Source organism: Streptacidiphilus sp. MAP5-3, from assembly GCF_041262505.1.
Lineage (GTDB): Bacteria > Actinomycetota > Actinomycetes > Streptomycetales > Streptomycetaceae > Streptacidiphilus.
In genome coordinates this window covers 1-15,740 of record NZ_JBGCCL010000027.1, presented here as the reverse complement: position 1 = coordinate 15,740, position 15,740 = coordinate 1, and the positions used below count along the sequence as shown (strand labels likewise).

Annotated in this window: 13 protein-coding genes; 6 read left to right on the top strand and 7 right to left on the bottom strand. The window is 69.7% G+C overall.

All coding sequences use genetic code 11. The features are described from left to right. The first annotated feature begins 61 nt into the window (after nt 1-61). Both ABH928_RS29035 and ABH928_RS29030 read left to right on the top strand, forming a co-directional pair. Complete coding sequence (locus ABH928_RS29035; protein WP_370071596.1) at nt 62-1,129, top strand: YeiH family protein; 1,068 nt, start codon at nt 62-64, stop codon at nt 1,127-1,129. Nucleotides 1,130-1,182: 53 nt separating this feature from the next. After that, nucleotides 1,183-1,938 (top strand): HAD family hydrolase, encoded by a 756-nt coding sequence (locus ABH928_RS29030; RefSeq protein WP_370071595.1) that lies wholly within the window; start codon nt 1,183-1,185, stop codon nt 1,936-1,938. Between the two features lie 17 nt (nt 1,939-1,955). Here the strand turns inward: ABH928_RS29030 and ABH928_RS29025 are convergent, their stop codons facing one another. The 7 genes from ABH928_RS29025 to ABH928_RS28995 form a co-directional block, all read right to left on the bottom strand. Further along, nucleotides 1,956-2,759, bottom strand: coding sequence for a class I SAM-dependent methyltransferase (locus ABH928_RS29025; RefSeq protein ID WP_370071594.1), 804 nt, complete (start codon nt 2,757-2,759; stop codon nt 1,956-1,958). Between the two features lie 41 nt (nt 2,760-2,800). Then, nucleotides 2,801-3,430 carry a potassium-transporting ATPase subunit KdpC gene (gene kdpC, locus ABH928_RS29020; protein ID WP_370071593.1) on the bottom strand — a complete coding sequence of 210 codons (630 nt, stop codon included), beginning with the start codon at nt 3,428-3,430 and terminating at the stop codon, nt 2,801-2,803. A 44-nt stretch (nt 3,431-3,474) separates the two neighbouring features. Beyond that, entirely contained in the window at nt 3,475-5,595 is a 2,121-nt protein-coding gene (kdpB, locus tag ABH928_RS29015) for a potassium-transporting ATPase subunit KdpB (protein ID WP_370071592.1), read from the bottom strand. Beyond that, on the bottom strand, nt 5,592-7,256 hold the full coding sequence (gene kdpA, locus ABH928_RS29010) for a potassium-transporting ATPase subunit KdpA (protein ID WP_370071591.1): 1,665 nt from the start codon (nt 7,254-7,256) through the stop codon (nt 5,592-5,594). The genes kdpB and kdpA overlap by 4 nt, the downstream gene beginning before the upstream one ends. Continuing rightward, complete coding sequence (gene kdpF, locus ABH928_RS29005; protein WP_370071590.1) at nt 7,256-7,345, bottom strand: K(+)-transporting ATPase subunit F; 90 nt, start codon at nt 7,343-7,345, stop codon at nt 7,256-7,258. Before kdpF ends, kdpA begins: the two co-directional genes overlap by 1 nt. A 197-nt stretch (nt 7,346-7,542) precedes the next feature. After that, a complete protein-coding gene (locus tag ABH928_RS29000; RefSeq protein ID WP_370071589.1) occupies nt 7,543-9,501 on the bottom strand; it encodes a hypothetical protein in 1,959 nt (652 codons plus the stop codon). Next, entirely contained in the window at nt 9,498-10,811 is a 1,314-nt protein-coding gene (locus ABH928_RS28995) for an ROK family transcriptional regulator (RefSeq protein ID WP_370071588.1), read from the bottom strand. Before ABH928_RS28995 ends, ABH928_RS29000 begins: the two co-directional genes overlap by 4 nt. A 179-nt stretch (nt 10,812-10,990) precedes the next feature. Between ABH928_RS28995 and ABH928_RS28990 the strand changes: the two genes are divergently transcribed. The 4 genes from ABH928_RS28990 (at nt 10,991) to ABH928_RS28975 (ending at nt 15,627) form a co-directional block, all read left to right on the top strand. Beyond that, nucleotides 10,991-12,319, top strand: a complete 1,329-nt coding sequence (locus ABH928_RS28990; protein ID WP_370071587.1) for an ABC transporter substrate-binding protein — start codon at nt 10,991-10,993, stop codon at nt 12,317-12,319. Next, on the top strand, nt 12,312-13,259 hold the full coding sequence (locus ABH928_RS28985) for a carbohydrate ABC transporter permease (protein ID WP_370071586.1): 948 nt from the start codon (nt 12,312-12,314) through the stop codon (nt 13,257-13,259). The genes ABH928_RS28990 and ABH928_RS28985 overlap by 8 nt, the downstream gene beginning before the upstream one ends. Further along, nucleotides 13,252-14,154 carry a carbohydrate ABC transporter permease gene (locus ABH928_RS28980; protein ID WP_370071585.1) on the top strand — a complete coding sequence of 301 codons (903 nt, stop codon included), beginning with the start codon at nt 13,252-13,254 and terminating at the stop codon, nt 14,152-14,154. Before ABH928_RS28985 ends, ABH928_RS28980 begins: the two co-directional genes overlap by 8 nt. 96 nt (nt 14,155-14,250) lie before the next feature. Continuing rightward, nucleotides 14,251-15,627, top strand: coding sequence for a GH1 family beta-glucosidase (locus tag ABH928_RS28975; RefSeq protein ID WP_370071584.1), 1,377 nt, complete (start codon nt 14,251-14,253; stop codon nt 15,625-15,627). Nucleotides 15,628-15,740: the final 113 nt, after the last annotated feature.

Genomic DNA, 15,740 nt, shown 5'->3' with positions numbered 1-15,740 from the left:
GGGAAACCTTATGATGTCCTCCCGGATTTCCGTCTACCGGCTCCCTCGATGTCGATCAAGAGTGGGCATCGTGACCGTGACGCCCGTACGACCCCCTGGCAGCACTGCCGTCGGACTCCCCCTCTCGCGGCGTCTTCCCGCCGCGCTGCCCGGACTGGCCGCCTCGGCGGTCGCGGTCGGGATCGCGTGGGGCGCGCACCAGCTGGTGCCGTCGCTCTCCCCGCTGACGGCGGCCGTCGCGCTCGGGGTCCTCGCGGGCAATCTGCGGCTGCTGCCCGCCGCGACGCGTCCCGGTCTCGACGTCGCCGCCAAGCGCGTGATGCGGCTCGGCATCGTGCTGCTGGGCCTCAAGCTGGCGCTGAGCGACGTGCTCGGCCTCGGCTGGCAGACGCTGCTGGTCGTCGCGGTGACCCTGTTCGCGACCTTCTTCGGCACCCAGTGGCTGGGCCGCAAGGCCGGGCTCCCCGGGGACCAGCCGCTGCTGATCGCCACCGGGTTCTCCATCTGCGGCGCGTCCGCCGTGGCAGCCATGAACGGCGTCACCGAGAGCGAGGAGCGGGACACGGTCACCGCCGTCGCGCTGGTGACCCTCTGCGGCAGCCTGGCCATCGCCGTGCTGCCGCTGCTGCGCCACCCGCTCGGCCTGGACCCGATCCAGTTCGGCCGCTGGGCCGGGGCCAGCGTCCACGACGTCGGGCAGGTCGTCGCCGTCGGCCAGACCGCCGGTCCGGCCGCACTGGCCGAGGCCGTCGTGGTCAAGCTGATGCGCGTGGCCCTGCTCGCTCCGATCGTCACCGGCGTGGCACTGGTCCGCAGCCGCCGTGATGCACGCGCCGACCTTGCACACGCCGACCCGCAGGGGACGAAGCGCCCGGCGCCGGTGCCGCTCTTCCTGGTCGGCTTCCTCGCCTGCGTCGCGATCCGGAGCACCGACCTGCTCTCCACCGGGACCGTCAACATCGCGGCGACGGTCGACGACCTGCTGATGGCCGCCGCGCTCTTCGCCCTCGGCGCTGCCGTCGACATCCGCACCCTGGTCCGCACCGGCCGCCGGGCGCTGCTGGTCGGCCTCGCCTCCTGGGCGATGATCGCCGGCGTCGCCTACGCGGGCGTGCTGGTGACCACCTGATCACACAGTGCTGTGCACAGGGCGCCGATCGACATGATCAAATATGGCGGGTGATGAGCAGAACCAAGAGCCACGCCGTGATGTTCGACTTCTCCGGGACGCTGTTCCGGGTCACCTCGACCGCCGAGTGGCTGGCCGGGGCGCTGGAGGCGACGGGCATCGAGCTCCCGGCCGCCGAGAGGGAAGACCTGGCCGCCCGGCTGGAGCGCGCCGGAGCGCTGCCCGGCGGCGCCGTCCCCGAGGCGGTCCCGGACGACCTGGTCCCCCTCTGGAAGGAGCGCGACCTCGACGCCCGGCGCCACCGCGCCGCCTTCACCGCGATGACCCGCCTGGCGCTGTCCGACACCGCCCTGGCCGCCCACGCCGACCACTCCGATCACTCCGACCGAGCCGACCGAGCCGACGAACTGGTCGAGGTCCTCTACGACCGCCACATGAGCCCGGCCGCCTGGCGGCCCTACCCCGACGCCGAGGCGACGCTGAAGGAGCTGCGCCGCCGCGAGATCCCGATCGCGGTGGTCAGCAACATCGGCTGGGACCTGCGGCCGGTCTTCCGCGAGCACGGGTTCGACGAACTGGTCGACGCCTACGTGCTGTCCTACGAGGTCGGGGTGGTGAAGCCCGACCCGGCGATCTTCCAGGCCGCCTTCACCGCGCTCGGCCGCGTCCCCACCGAGACCCTGATGGTCGGCGACGACGCCGGCGCCGACGGCGGCGCGACGGCCCTCGGCTGCACCTTCCTGGAGGTCGCCCCCCTGCCGGTGGACCAGCGACCGAACGGTCTCACAGCCGTGCTCGACGAGGTCTGATCGCTCACAAGAAGCGATCACTTCTGAGCGATGATCAGATGCCGCGCGGAGTGCGCCACGAAAGGGCCCTCCGCGCGGATCAGGGCGTCCAGCTCGCGCAGCCGGTCGCGGTAGGCGTCGACGGTGAAGCCGGGGACGATCCAGACGACCTTGCGCAGGAAGTGGACCACCGCGCCGACGTCGAAGAACTCCATCCTCAGCCGCTCGGCCCGCAGGTCGACCAGCTCCAGACCGGCCTCCCGCAGCTCCGCGACCTCCCCGTCGGGGTGGCGCGAGTTGCGGGTGGACTCGGGCTGCGGGCCGAGGAAGAACTCGGTCACCTCGAAGACGCTGGACGGCCCGACGTGCTGTGCCACGTAGTGCCCACCGGGCGCCAGCACCCGGGCGATCTCGTCCCACCACGCCCGGACCGGGTGACGCGACGTCACCAGGTCGAACCCGCCGTCGGCGAAGGGCAGCGGCGGCTCGTCCGGCGTTGCCACGACCGCGACGCCGAGCGGGTGGAGCAGCCGCGTCGCCTTGGCGGCGTTGGGCGGCCAGGACTCCGTCGCCACCATGGTGCGCGGACGGCGCTCGCCGGACACACCCAGTGGCACACCCACCGGTCCACCTGCGAGCGCGCCCGCCAGCACCTCGCCGCCGCCGGTCTGCAGGTCCAGCGACGTACCGCCTGCCGTCCGCGCGAGCCACTCGCCGAGCACACGTTGGTAGCCCCAGGAGGGCCGTGCCTCGGTGGCACGTCCCTCGAACCAGGAGAAGTCCCAGCCCTCGGTCGGAGCGTGCTCCGCCTCGGTGATCAGTTCTTCGAAGGAGTGCATCATGAGCGATATTTTCGGACGGACGCGGCGTCGATTGCTCGTATTTACGGTTGCAGGCGCGCCAGCGCCAGATTGAGCGTCACCACGTTCACCCGCTGCTGGCCAAGGAAGCCGAGCACGCGCCCCTGGATGTGGTCGCTGACCAGCGCGCGCACCACCGAGGGCGCCAGCCCGCGTCGGCGGGCGACCCGGTTCACCTGCTCGTAGGCGTACGCGGGCGAGATGTCCGGGTCCAGGCCGGAGCCGCTGGACGTGAGCGCGTCCGGCGGCACGGAGGCCGGTGACACACCGTCGAAGAGCGCGATCGCCAACCGCCGGGCCTTGACCGTCCGGGTCAGGCCGGCGTCGTCGGGGCCCAGGTTGGAGCCGCCCGAGGCGGTGGTGTCGTAGCCGGTGCCCGCCGCCGAGGGACGCGGCTGGAACCAGCGCGCATCCGGCAGCGAGGGGGCCTTCGGGTCGATCGGGCGCAGCGAGAAGGTCTGCCCGATCAGGCTGGAGCCGACGGTCCGTCCGTTCAGCGTCACCCGGGAGCCGTTGGCCTGCCCCGGGAGGATCAGCTCGCCGATCCCGGTGATGACCAGCGGGTAGACGATGCCGCAGACCACCGTGAAGACCAGCAGCAGCCGAAGCCCGGTCAGATGCAGCCGGACCACCGCCGGCAGGGGCGCAGCCATCACAACTCCTCAGTGTCGTCCGGCTCAGTGCAGGCCAGAAGCCATCAGTGCAGCCCGGGGATGAACTGGACGATCAGGTCGATCACCTTGATGCCGATGAACGGCAGGATCAGCCCGCCCACGCCGTAGACGCCGAGGTTCCGGCGCAGCAACGAGGAGGCGGACGACGGCTTGTAGCGGACGCCGCGCAGCGCCAGCGGGATCAGCCCGATGATGATCAGCGCGTTGAAGATGATCGCCGAGGTGATCGCCGACTTCGGGCTGTGCAGGTGCATGATGTTCAGATGCCCGAGCCCCGGGTACACGCTGGCGAACATGGCCGGGATGATCGCGAAGTACTTCGCCACGTCGTTGGCGATCGAAAAGGTGGTCAGCGCGCCGCGCGTGATGAGCAACTGCTTGCCGATCTCGACGATCTCGATCAACTTGGTCGGGTTGGAGTCGAGATCGACCATGTTCCCGGCCTCTTTCGCGGCCGAGGTGCCCGTGTTCATCGCCACGCCGACGTCCGCCTGGGCCAGCGCGGGGGCGTCGTTGGTGCCGTCGCCGGTCATGGCCACCAACTTGCCGCCCGCCTGCTCCTGACGGATCAACGCCATCTTGTCCTCGGGCGTCGCCTCGGCCAGGAAGTCGTCAACGCCCGCCTCCTCGGCGATGGCGGCAGCCGTCAGCGGGTTGTCGCCCGTGATCATGACCGTCCTGATGCCCATCGCCCGCAGGTCCTCGAAGCGCTCGCGGATGCCGTGCTTGACCACGTCCTTGAGGTAGATCACGCCGAGCACCTGCGCCGGTCGCGTGGACACGCGCTCCGCCACGACCAGTGGCGTGCCGCCCAGGTTGGAGATCCGGCCCACGACCGTGTCCAGTGCCGGGTCCGGCTCACCACCGTTGTCCCGGACCCAGGTGGCCACGGCCGCGGCCGCGCCCTTGCGGGTGGCGTGGACGCCGTCGGGCTCGTCCAGGTCCACGCCGGACATCCGGGTCTGCGCGGTGAACTCGATCCAGGTCGCATGCCCGAGCTCGCCCTGGTGCCGGGCGCGCAGGCCGTACTTCTCCTTGGCCAGCACCACGATGGAACGACCCTCGGGCGTCTCGTCCGCCAGCGACGACAACTGCGCGGCGTCGGCCAGCTTGGCCACCTCCACCGCGCCGACCGGGAGGAACTCGGCGGCCTGGCGGTTGCCGAAGGTGATGGTGCCGGTCTTGTCCAGCAGCAGCGTGGAGACGTCACCGGCCGCCTCGACCGCACGGCCGGACATCGCCAGCACGTTGCGCTGGACCAGCCGGTCCATGCCGGCGATGCCGATCGCGGAGAGCAGCGCACCGATCGTCGTCGGGATCAGCGCGACCAGCAGCGCGACCAGGACGACGATGGTCTGCTCGGCGCCCGCGTAGGTCGCCATCGGCTGCAGCGTCACGACCGCAAGCAGGAAGACAATGGTCAGCGACGCCAGCAGGATGTTGAGCGCGATCTCGTTCGGCGTCTTCTGCCGGGCCGCGCCCTCGACCAGTGCGATCATCCGGTCGATGAAGGTCTTGCCCGGCTCCGAGGTGATCTTCACGACGATCCGGTCCGAGAGTACCTTCGTACCACCGGTCACGGCCGACCGGTCACCGCCGGACTCACGGATCACGGGCGCGGACTCACCGGTGATCGCCGACTCGTCCACGGAGGCGACACCCTCGACCACGTCCCCGTCGCCCGGGATGATCTGCTGCGCCTCGACCACCACGTGGTCGCCGAGCCGGAGTTCGGTCGCCGCGACGGTCTCCTCCGGCACGTCGGTCGCGCCCGGCGTCCACGAGCCGACGACCCGGCGTGCCAGGGTGTCGGTGCGGGTCTTGCGGAGCGTCTCCGCCTGGGCCTTGCCCCGGCCCTCCGCCACCGCCTCGGCCAGATTGGCGAAGACGACGGTCAACCAGAGCCACGCCGTGATCACCCAGGCGAAGACGCTGGGGTGCCGGATCGCCGCGTACGTGGTGAGCAGCGAACCGATCTCCACCACGAACATGACCGGGTTGCGGACCATCACCCGCGGGTCGACCTTGCGGACCGCGTCGGGCAGCGACTCCAGCAACTGCTTCGGGTCGAGCAGACCGCCGGAGACCCGATGGGTCTCCGACAGGTCGCTTTCGCCGATCCCGCTCTCGCTGATCTCGCTCACTTGTGCAGGCCCTCCGCGAGCGGTCCCAGCGCCAGCGCCGGGAAGTAGGTGAGGCCGACGACGATCAGCACCACGCCGCTCAGCATCCCGACGAAGAGCGTGTTGTGCGTGGCAAGCGTCCCGGCCGTCCTGGGCACGGGCTTCTGTTTGGCCAGCGTCCCCGCCAGCGCCAGGACGAACACCATCGGCAGGAATCGGCCGAAGAGCATGGTCAGACCGAGTGCGGTGTTCCACCACGTGCTGGTGACGTTCAGTCCGGCGAAGGCCGAGCCGTTGTTGTTGGCCGCCGAGGTGAAGGCGTAGAGGACCTCGGTGAAACCGTGCGCGCCGTTGTTGAGCATCGCGGCCCGCTCCGCCGGGAACGTCATCGCCACACCCGTGCCGACCAGCACGATCGCCGGCGTGGTCAGGATGTACAGCGAGGCGAACTTCATCTCGTGCCCGCCCAGCTTCTTGCCCAGGTACTCCGGCGTGCGGCCGACCATCAGGCCCGCGACGAAGACGGTCACGATCGCCAGGATCAGCATCCCGTAGAGGCCCGATCCGGTACCGCCGGGCGCGATCTCGCCGAGCATCATGTCGAAGAGCGCCACCCCGCCACCGAGCGGGCTGAGCGAGTCGTGCGCGGCGTTGACCGCGCCGGTCGAGGTCAGCGTGGTGGAACTGATGAACAGTGCGGAGCCGGCGATGCCGAACCGCACCTCCTTGCCCTCCATCGCCGCACCCGCGGCCTGAAGCGCGGTGCCGTGGTGCTGCCATTCGAAGAAGGACACCAGACTCGTCGACACCACCCAGTACACCGACATCACGGCCACGATCGCGTAGCCCTGGCGGTGGTCGCCGATCATCGTGCCGAAGGTGCGCGGCAACGCGAAGGAGATGACCAGCAGCAGGTAGATCTCCAGCCAGTTGGTCCACGCGTTGGGGTTCTCGAACGGGTGGGCGGAGTTGGCGTTGTAGAAGCCGCCGCCGTTGGTCCCGAGCTCCTTGATCGCCTCCTGGGAGGCGACCGGCCCGCCCGGGATCGACTGGGTCGCCCCGCTGATGGTGTGGATGGTCTGCGCCGCGTGCAGGTTCTCCACCACACCGGAGGCGATCAGGACGATGGCGAAGACCACCGCGATCGGCAGCAGCACCCGGACGGTGATGCGGGTCAGGTCGGTCCAGAAGTTGCCCACCCGGTCCGTCTTCGCCCGGACGAAGCCGCGGATCAGCGTCGCGACGACGGCGATGGCGACGGCGGCGGAGAGGAAGTTCTGCACCGCGAGCCCGGCCATCTGCACCAGATGGCCCATCGTCGCCTCACCGGAGTACGACTGCCAGTTGGTGTTGGTGACGAACGACGCGGCGGTGTTCCAGGCCGTCGGGGGCGGCACGGCCGGAAAGCCCAGCGAGAGCCACAGGTCGTTCTGCAGCCGCTGGAAGCCGTACAGGAACAGCACCGAGACGGCCGAGAAGGCCAGCACGCTGCGCAGGTAGACGTACCAGGTCTGGTCGCCGTCCGGATTGACGCCGATGGCCCGGTAGACCACGCGCTCGATCCGCAGGTGTCGACTGCCCGTCAGCACCCCGGCCATGTAGTCGCCGAGCGGCCGGTGGGACAGAGCCAGCGCCGCCACCAGCGCGATCGCCTGCAGGAACCCGGCCAGGGTCGGGCTCACTAGAACCTCTCCGGCAGCAGAAGCGCCACGACCAGGTACCCGACCAGGGCGAAGGCCACCACCAGACCCACGATGTTGTCAGCCGTCACAGCCGCTCGACCCCCTTCGCGATCAGGGCGAGCAGACCGAAGACGGCAACGGTCACGGCGATGAAGGCCACGTCGGACATACGCCGAACGGTCACCCCGCGACCGTCCGGGCAAACCACCCGGACGGCGGCGTCCCCCGAAAGGCCGTACGAACAGCTGGGACACGTCAGTGCCGGCCCCCGTCAGTGCCGGCCCCGTCAGGGATACGACACGACGTCCCTGGGGCCGGCGGAGGACTGGCCCACGGCCGCACCGGTGCCGTCGATCACGGAGTCGATGCCGCCGGTGCCGTTGAGGAAGACCGTGAGCAGGTCGTGGAACTGTACGCCCGGGGCGTGCGGGGCCTGGAAGGCCATGGCGTTGTGGACTGCGCTGCCCTGATTGAGGTTGCCCTGGACGCTGCCCTGGTTGAAGTTCGAGTAGCTGCCCATCCCGTACCCCTGGAACGAGGTGACGCTGTCGGCGACGGAGAACGCCGGGTAGCCGTTCTGGGTCGGGCTCGCCCGCCAGGCGGACTGGCTGGGGACGTCGTAGGGGTTCTCGTTCTGATAGAAGATCACCTCGCCGTGCTGGCCGTTCCAGACGGCCTCGCTCTTCTGGAAGTGCTCCACGGCAAGTCCGGTGGCGGTGACGTGGTCGCCGTTGACCACGAGACCGGTGTCGCTCCGGTCCCCGGCCCAGCTGCCGGCGCCCGCGCCGTGGTCGGCGCGCCAGATCCAGGCGTCGTCGATCAGGGAGTCGTTGCTGTTGTCGACCAACGCCGTCGTCGCCGTCCCCGGCGTCGCCCCGCCGATCCGGAAGAAGACGTCGTCCAGGCTGACCGGGTCGGCCGCATGACTGACCGTCGACCCCTTGGTTCCGACCTGGAGCAGCGCGGGCGAGCCGGTCGTCCCCGCGTCGAGGATCAGGCCGGTGACGTTGACGCCGCCGACGTCGGCGATGTTCATGGTGACGTTGCCGCGGGTCGGGACCAGGGTCGCGAAACCCAGGCCGACGATCTTCGTGTCCGGGTGGCTCACCTGGATGCTGCTCGGCACGTCGTAGACGCCCGGCGTGACGAGCAGATTCTCGCCGGTCGACAGCGCGGCGTTGATCTGGTCGACGGTCGCACCCGGCCGGACGACGAAGAAGCTGCTGAGCGGGAGCGAGGTCCCGGCTGTGTTGCCGTGAGCCCAGGTCGGACCGGTCGAGTCGGTCTGCGTGGCGGGGACGAAGACGCGGTAGTTCCCGGTCGCGTCCAGGTAGAGGTAGGGCGCCTCGCGGGTGACCGGGCAGGTGGACAGCGTGGTGTAGGAGTCGGGCCCGCCCTGGTCACCGGAGTCGCTCGCGAAGCTCTGCGCGGGCGCGCCGGCGTCGCCGCAGAAGACCTGGTTCCACACCGAGTTGCTCCACCCGTCCAGGCTGCTGTCCCGGGTGAAGAACTGCTGCTGGGAGCCGTTGGTGACGGTCCCTCCGGCGAGCTCCGAGTCGGCGATGAAGCCGCCGCTGGCCCAGTCCGGCGAACCGGTGCAGTGGTCCATCAGGCTGAGGTTGCCGTTGATGTGCACCCGCCGCAGCGGCGCGGCCTGGGACACGGCCCAGAAGTCGGTGCCCGCGTAACAGCCGTCCGCGCCGGCGGAGCCTCCGGTGACGCCCGCGGCGGAGCCGCCGGTGACATTCGCGGCAGAGCTGCCGGTGACGTTGACGGTGAGGTTGGTCAACGAGCGCCAGAAGTTGGTGGTGGCGTAGCACTGGCTCTGGTTGCCGTCGTTGCACTGGTTGTACACGTCGACGCTGCCGTTGATGACGACATCGCCCGGGTTCTGCCCGAGACCCGCGACGCTCTCGTAGTAGCCGACCGAGAAGACCAGCGGATCGGCGCCCGAACCGTAGGTACCCGGCTTGAACAGGATCGCGTAGCGGCCGGTCCCGAACTCGTTGCCCGCCTGGGAGTTGGCGATCAGGTTCAACTGGTCCTGGATCGACGACTCGGACATGGTCGGGTCGAAGACCACCACGTTCGGCCCGAGGCCGCCGCCGGTGGACGCCGGTGCCGCATCGGCGCTGCGTGCCCCGGGCGTTGCGCCGGTGTGCAGCAGGAGGGCGACAACGGTCGCGAGGACTAAGGCGAGGACGACGATCAGGGACAGGAGCAGCTTGCGCGGTGCGACGGTCACTTCAGCACTCTCTCATGGGCCCGTGCGGAACCCCCCGCCGCCAGGAACCGTGCGACCGGGAGGGTCGCCGCGCCGCGAGCGACGGCGTCCGGACCGAGCGCGCCCAACTCCACCGAGGTCAACGCGTAGGGCAGCCGCAGCGCGTGGGCGCGGGCAACCTCACGGATGCGCGGCAGCAGGCGTGGCGCCATCGCCAGACCGGCCCAGCCACCGATGATGACCTGCTGCGGGTTGAGGAAGTTCACCACGTTGGCGATGCCCACCCCGATCCGCACCGCCGTCTCGTCCAGCACCTCACGTGCGGCGTCGCCGACCGGTCCGGCGTCCTCGTCCGCGAGCGTCAGGATCCGTCGTAGTACCGATTCCTCGTCCACATCGGGACTCTGACGGTCCATCGCATCATCGCCCGCCGCCTCCTGAAACCGGGCGATCACCGCCTCCGCGCCGACGTACGCCTCCAGGCAGCCCCGTGAGCCGCAGCGGCAGAGACGCCCGCCGTACTCGACGTTGAGGTGGCCCCACTCCCCCGCACTGGTCGTCGAGCCGCGCATCGGCGCGCCGTCCAGTATCACCGCCCCGCCCGCGCCGGAACCGAGCAGCAGGAACACCGCGCTGCCCGGCCGCGCGGCACTGCCCGGACCTGCGGCGTTGCCCGAACCTGCGGCACCCGAACGCGCGGTGCTGCCCGCGCCGAACCACATCTCGGCCTGCGCCATCGTGGTCGCGCCGTTGTCGATGTGCAGCGGCAGGTCGGTGTGCTCGCGCAGCATCTCCTCCAGCGGAACCGCGTCCCACCCCACGGTCTGCCCGTGGACGACGGCCTGCGGGTGATGCTGCACGATCCCCGGTACGCCGATCCCCACGCCGAGCAGCGGCTCGGACACGTCGGCCGTCAACTCCCGCAGTCCGCCTGCGATCGCGGCCACCACGTGCTCAGGCTCCAGCGAGCCTGCGGTGCCTGCTCCCACCATCGGCACGTCCACGGCCGCGAGTTCGTGCAGTCCGAGGTCGAAGCGCTCCATCCGGACCCGGGTCTCCCCCACGTCCACGCCGATGGCCTGGAACCGTGCGTGGTCGACGCGCAGCAGGATCCGCGGGCGCCCGCCGTCCGACTCGACCGCGCCCGCCTCGACGACGACCCCGGCCTCCAGCAGGTCGGCAACCACGTTGCTCACCGACGCCGAGCTCAGGCCCGTGGTCTCCACCAACTCCTGCCGACTCAGCGGGCCGTGGAAGTAGAGCCGGCGCAGCAGCCGAGCCCGGTTGCCGCGCCGCAGGTCACGGACGTTGCGCCGACCCTCATCCGTCATGGGGCCATCCTCTCGGCCGATTTCGTTCCCTCGCAAGCTGTTGACGGTGCATTCTCCCACGAGTTAAATCACACCTCGAACTAAGTCATGAGCAAACCTTCTTCCGTACTCGTCCCCCACCCCTTACAGACCCGCGCACCCACACACCCACACGCCCGCACGCCGTCGAAAGGCTCACCATGCGTAGATCAGCCTTGCTCGCCCTCGCCGTGTGCAGCACAGCCACCGCCCTGTTGGCCACGGGGTGCAGCAGTTCGGGGAGCAACTCCGGCGGAGGATCCGGCAGTTCGCAGCAGACGCTTACCTACTGGGCCAGCGACCAGGGCAGTTCGATCGCCGACGACGTCCAGGTGCTCACCCCGGAGCTCAACGCCTTCACCAAGCAGACCGGCATCAAGGTCCACCTCGAAGTCATCGGCTGGAACGACCTGCTCAACCGGATCATGGCGGCGGTGAGTTCGGGCCAGGGCCCCGACGTCCTCAACATCGGCAACACGTGGTCCGCCTCGCTCCAGGCGACCGGCGCCTTCCTGCCGTTCACCAGTGACGTGATGCAACAGATCGGCGGTTCGAGCCGGTTCCTGCCCGGCGCCCTGGCCGCCACCGGCGCGCCCGGCAAACCGCCGGTCGGCGTCCCCATCTACTCGATGGCCTACGCCCTCTACTACAACAAGGCGATGTTCCAGGCCGCCGGGATCACCACCCCGCCCACCACCTGGAGCGAGTTCGTCGCGGACGGCACGAAGCTCACCAAGAGCGGCCAGTGGGGCGTCAGCGTCGAGGGCGCCCAGACCCCCGAGAACGCGCACCACGCCTTCACCTTCGCGGCGCAGCAGGGCGGCAGCTTCTTCGACAGCTCCGGCAAACCGACCTTCGACACCCCGCAGAACATCGCGGGCATCAAGACGTACGTCGACTTCATGGCCGCCGACAAGATCGCCAACCCGAGCGACGCCGAGTACTCCAACGGCACCGAGGCGGTCAAGGACTTCGCCACCGGCAAGGCCGCCATGATGCTCTGGCAGGACGCCGGGCAGGACCTCACCAACTACGGGATGTCGCCCAGCCAGTACGGCGTCGTCCCGGTCCCGTTCGCCGACACCTCCGCTACGAGCGGACCCACCCACGTCGACTCGATCGTCGCCGGGATCAACCTCTCCGTCTTCGGCGGCACGAAGAACAAGGACGCGGCGCTGAAGTTCGTGAAGTTCATGACCAGTCAGCCGACACAGATCGCGCTGAACAAGTCCTACGGCTCACTGCCCTCGGTCAGCGACGCGTACACCGACCCGGCCTTCCAGACCCCGACCGTCAAGGTCTTCCAGAACGTGCTCGCCTCCTCAGCCGCGCCGATGCCGGCGGTCGCGACGGAGAGCCAGTTCGAGACCGTGATCGGCACTGCGCTGAAGAACCTGTTCGCCGACGCAGCCAGCGGCAAGCCGGTCACCGACCAGAGCATCGCCAGCCAACTCGACCAGGCCCAGCAGCAGTTGCAGGCCGGTGGCTGAGGCGCGCGCAGCGGTCCGCGCTGCCGTTACTCGCCACGTCCGCCGCGCCGGGCTGCCGTACCTGCTGCTGCTTCCCGCCGTCCTCTTCGAACTGCTGGTCCACGTGGTGCCGATGCTCGTCGGCATCGTCATGAGCTTCAAGCAGCTCACCGAGTTCTTCATCCGCAACTGGACCGCCGCGCCCTCCGCCGGGCTCGACAACTACCGCTTCGCCCTGAACTTCAACGGCGCGGTCGGCAGCTTGCTGCTCCACTCCTTCCTGGTCACCTGCGGGTTCACCGTGCTGACGGTCGGGATCTCCTGGCTGCTCGGCACGGGCGCCGCGCTGCTGATGCAGGACCCGTTCCGCGGCCGTGGCCTGCTCCGCACCTACTTCCTCGTCCCGTACGCGCTGCCCGCCTACACCGCCGCGATCACCTGGGAGTTCATGTTCCAGCGCGACACCGGTCTGGTGAACCGCCTGCTCGTCGACGACCTGCACCTGTTCCACACCGCGCCGTTCTGGCTCATCGGCGGCAACAGCTTCTGGGCCCTGGTCGTCACCGCGGTCTGGCGCACCTGGCCCTTCGCCTTCCTGGTGGTCACCGCCGGTCTGCAGAACATCCCCGGCGACCTCTACGAGGCGGCGGCGATCGACGGCGCGGGCGTCTGGCGGCGGATCCGCTCAATCACGCTGCCGCAACTGCGCCCGGTCAACCAGGTGTTGGTGCTGGTGCTGTTCCTGTGGAACTTCAACGACTTCAACACCCCGTACGTCCTCTTCGGCAATGTCCCGCCGCCGCAGGCCAACCTGATCTCGTTGCAGATCTACGACACGTCCTTCGAGAACTGGAACTTCGGCTCCGGCTCGGCGATGTCGGTGCTGCTGCTCCTCTTCCTGCTCGTCGTCACGGCGATCTACCTGCTCGTCACCAACCGGAGGAGGAAGGCGGATGTCTGACGCTGCCTCTGCTCTGCGGGGGAACCGCCGCCGACGTCGCTCGCCGCGCTCGCCGATGGCGCCTCCGCCCGCCTTCCTGTGGACCCGGCGGATCGTGTTGACGCTGCTCGGCCTGTTCACCTTCGTGCCGCTGTACGTCATGGTGACCGGCTCGCTCAAGCCGCTGCAGGACGTCCAGTCGGCGTTCCAGTGGATCCCCCAGCACCTGACACTGCGCCCCTACATCGACATCTGGAGCACAGTCCCGCTGGGCCACTACTTCGTCAACAGCCTGATCGTCTCTACCTGTTCGACCGTCGTCTCGGTGCTGATCGCGATCCTCGCCGCCTACGCGGTGAGCCGGTACCGGTTCCCGGGACGGCAGTTGTTCAGCGTGACGGTGCTGTCGACACAGATGTTCCCCGGGATCCTGTTCCTACTGCCGCTCTTTCTCATCTACGTCAACATCGGCACGGCCACCGGCGTCCAGCTGTCCAACACCCTGCTCGGCCTGGTCATCACCTACCTGACCTTCACCCTGCCCTTCTCCATCTGGATGCTGGTCGGCTACTTCGACTCCATCCCACGGGAGTTGGACGAGGCCGCCAAGGTCGACGGCAACGGCCCGATCGGCGCGCTGGTACGGGTCATCATCCCGGCCGCCGTCCCCGGGATCGTGACCGTGGCGGTGTACTCCTTCATGACCGCCTGGGGCGAGGTGCTCTTCGCCTCGGTGATGACCGACGACTCGACGCGGACGCTGGCCGTCGGCCTGCGCAACTACGCGTCGCAGAACGACGTGTACTGGAACCAGATCATGGCGGCGTCGCTGGTGGTGAGCGTTCCCGTGGTGGTGGCGTTCCTGCTGCTCCAGCGGTATCTGGTGGCCGGGTTGACCGCCGGTTCCGTCAAGTAGGGCGCCGCGTTCCGCTGTCCTTCGCCCTTCTCGCCTGGTCTTTCGCCCTTCGTCATTCGCCCTTCCCGTTCCCTGCACCGTGAGCTGAGGAGACCCATGTCTTCCCCCGACACGTCCGTGTTCGGCCCCGACTTCCTGTGGGGCGCGGCGACGTCCGCGTACCAGATCGAGGGGGCGGTCGCCGAGGACGGGCGGACCGCGTCCATCTGGGACACCTTCTGCGCCGTCCCCGGCGCGATCGACAACGGCGACACCGGCGCGGACGCGTGCGACAGCTACCACCGCTGGCCGGAGGACATCGCTCTGATGCGCACCCTCGGCCTCGACTCGTACCGCTTCTCGCTGGCCTGGCCCCGGATCTTCCCCGACGACACCGGCGCGGTGAACCAGGCCGGACTCGACCACTACGACCGCCTGGTCGACGCGCTGCTGGAGGCGGGGATCCGCCCGAACGCCACGCTCTACCACTGGGACCTCCCTCAGGCCCTCCAGGACCGCGGCGGCTGGCCCTTCCGCGCCACCGCCCACGCCTTCGCGGACTACGCCGGAGCCGTCGCCGCCCGCCTGGGCGACCGCGTCGAGTACTGGGCCACCCTCAACGAGCCGCTGTGCAGCGCCTGGATCGGGCATCTGGAGGGCAACATGGCCCCCGGCCTGACGGACCTGACCGCAGCCGTCCGCGCCTCGTTCCACCTCCACCTCGGCCACGGCCTCGCCGCCCAGGCGGTCCGCGCCGCCGCCCCGGGCCCGGTCCGGGTGGGCCTCACCAACAACCTCAGCACCTGCGAACCGGCGTCCGAGTCGGACGCGGACGCCGCGGCGACGCGACGCGCGGACGGCCACATCAACCGCTGGTGGCTCGACCCGATCTTCGGCCGCGGCTACCCGCAGGACATGCTCGACGTCTACGGCGTGGACCTGCCCGTCCATCCGGGCGACCTGGAGACCATCGCGCAGCCGCTGGACTGGCTGGGCGTCAACTACTACTTCCGCCAGATCATCGCGGACCGGCCGGACGGTCCTGTCCCGCACTTCACCCAGCTTTCGGGCCCCGGCCCGAAGACGGCGATGGGCTGGGAGGTCCACGCGGCCGGACTGGAGGAACTGCTGCTCCGCGTCACCCGCGACTACGGCGCCCAGCACCTGTTCGTCACCGAGAACGGCGCGGCCTACGCGGACGTCGTCACGGCGGGCGGTGCGGCGGGCGCGCCATCGGTCCTCGACCCGGAGCGCGCCGCGTACCTGGAGCAGCACCTTGCCGCCTGCGCCCGCGCCGTCGAGGGCGGAGCGCCCCTGCGCGGCTACTACTGCTGGTCCCTGCTGGACAACTTCGAGTGGGCCTACGGCTACGACAAGCGCTTCGGCCTGGTCCACGTCGACTACCCGACCCAACGCCGCACCATCAAGTCCAGCGGCCACCGCTACGCCGACATCATCCGCGCCCACCGCGCCCAGTTTCCCGGGACGGTGTGAGGGGTGAGGACGTGCCGGTGGGCCGCTCCCGGCTGGGACAGCGGCTGGTCGGCGGGCGGGGGGTTGCTAGTCGCGGTGGGGGTAGCGGGTGTTGGGTGGGGGTGGGGTGTCGG

Coding starts and splice junctions, on each gene's coding strand:
- ABH928_RS29030 (WP_370071595.1), top strand. CDS start 1,183: ATGAGCAGAACCAAGAGCCACGCCGTGATGTTCGACTTCTCCGGGACG.
- ABH928_RS28990 (WP_370071587.1), top strand. CDS start 10,991: ATGCGTAGATCAGCCTTGCTCGCCCTCGCCGTGTGCAGCACAGCCACC.
- ABH928_RS28975 (WP_370071584.1), top strand. CDS start 14,251: ATGTCTTCCCCCGACACGTCCGTGTTCGGCCCCGACTTCCTGTGGGGC.
- kdpC (WP_370071593.1), bottom strand. CDS start 3,430: ATGGCTGCGCCCCTGCCGGCGGTGGTCCGGCTGCATCTGACCGGGCTT.
- ABH928_RS28980 (WP_370071585.1), top strand. CDS start 13,252: ATGTCTGACGCTGCCTCTGCTCTGCGGGGGAACCGCCGCCGACGTCGC.
- ABH928_RS28995 (WP_370071588.1), bottom strand. CDS start 10,811: ATGACGGATGAGGGTCGGCGCAACGTCCGTGACCTGCGGCGCGGCAAC.
- ABH928_RS29025 (WP_370071594.1), bottom strand. CDS start 2,759: ATGATGCACTCCTTCGAAGAACTGATCACCGAGGCGGAGCACGCTCCG.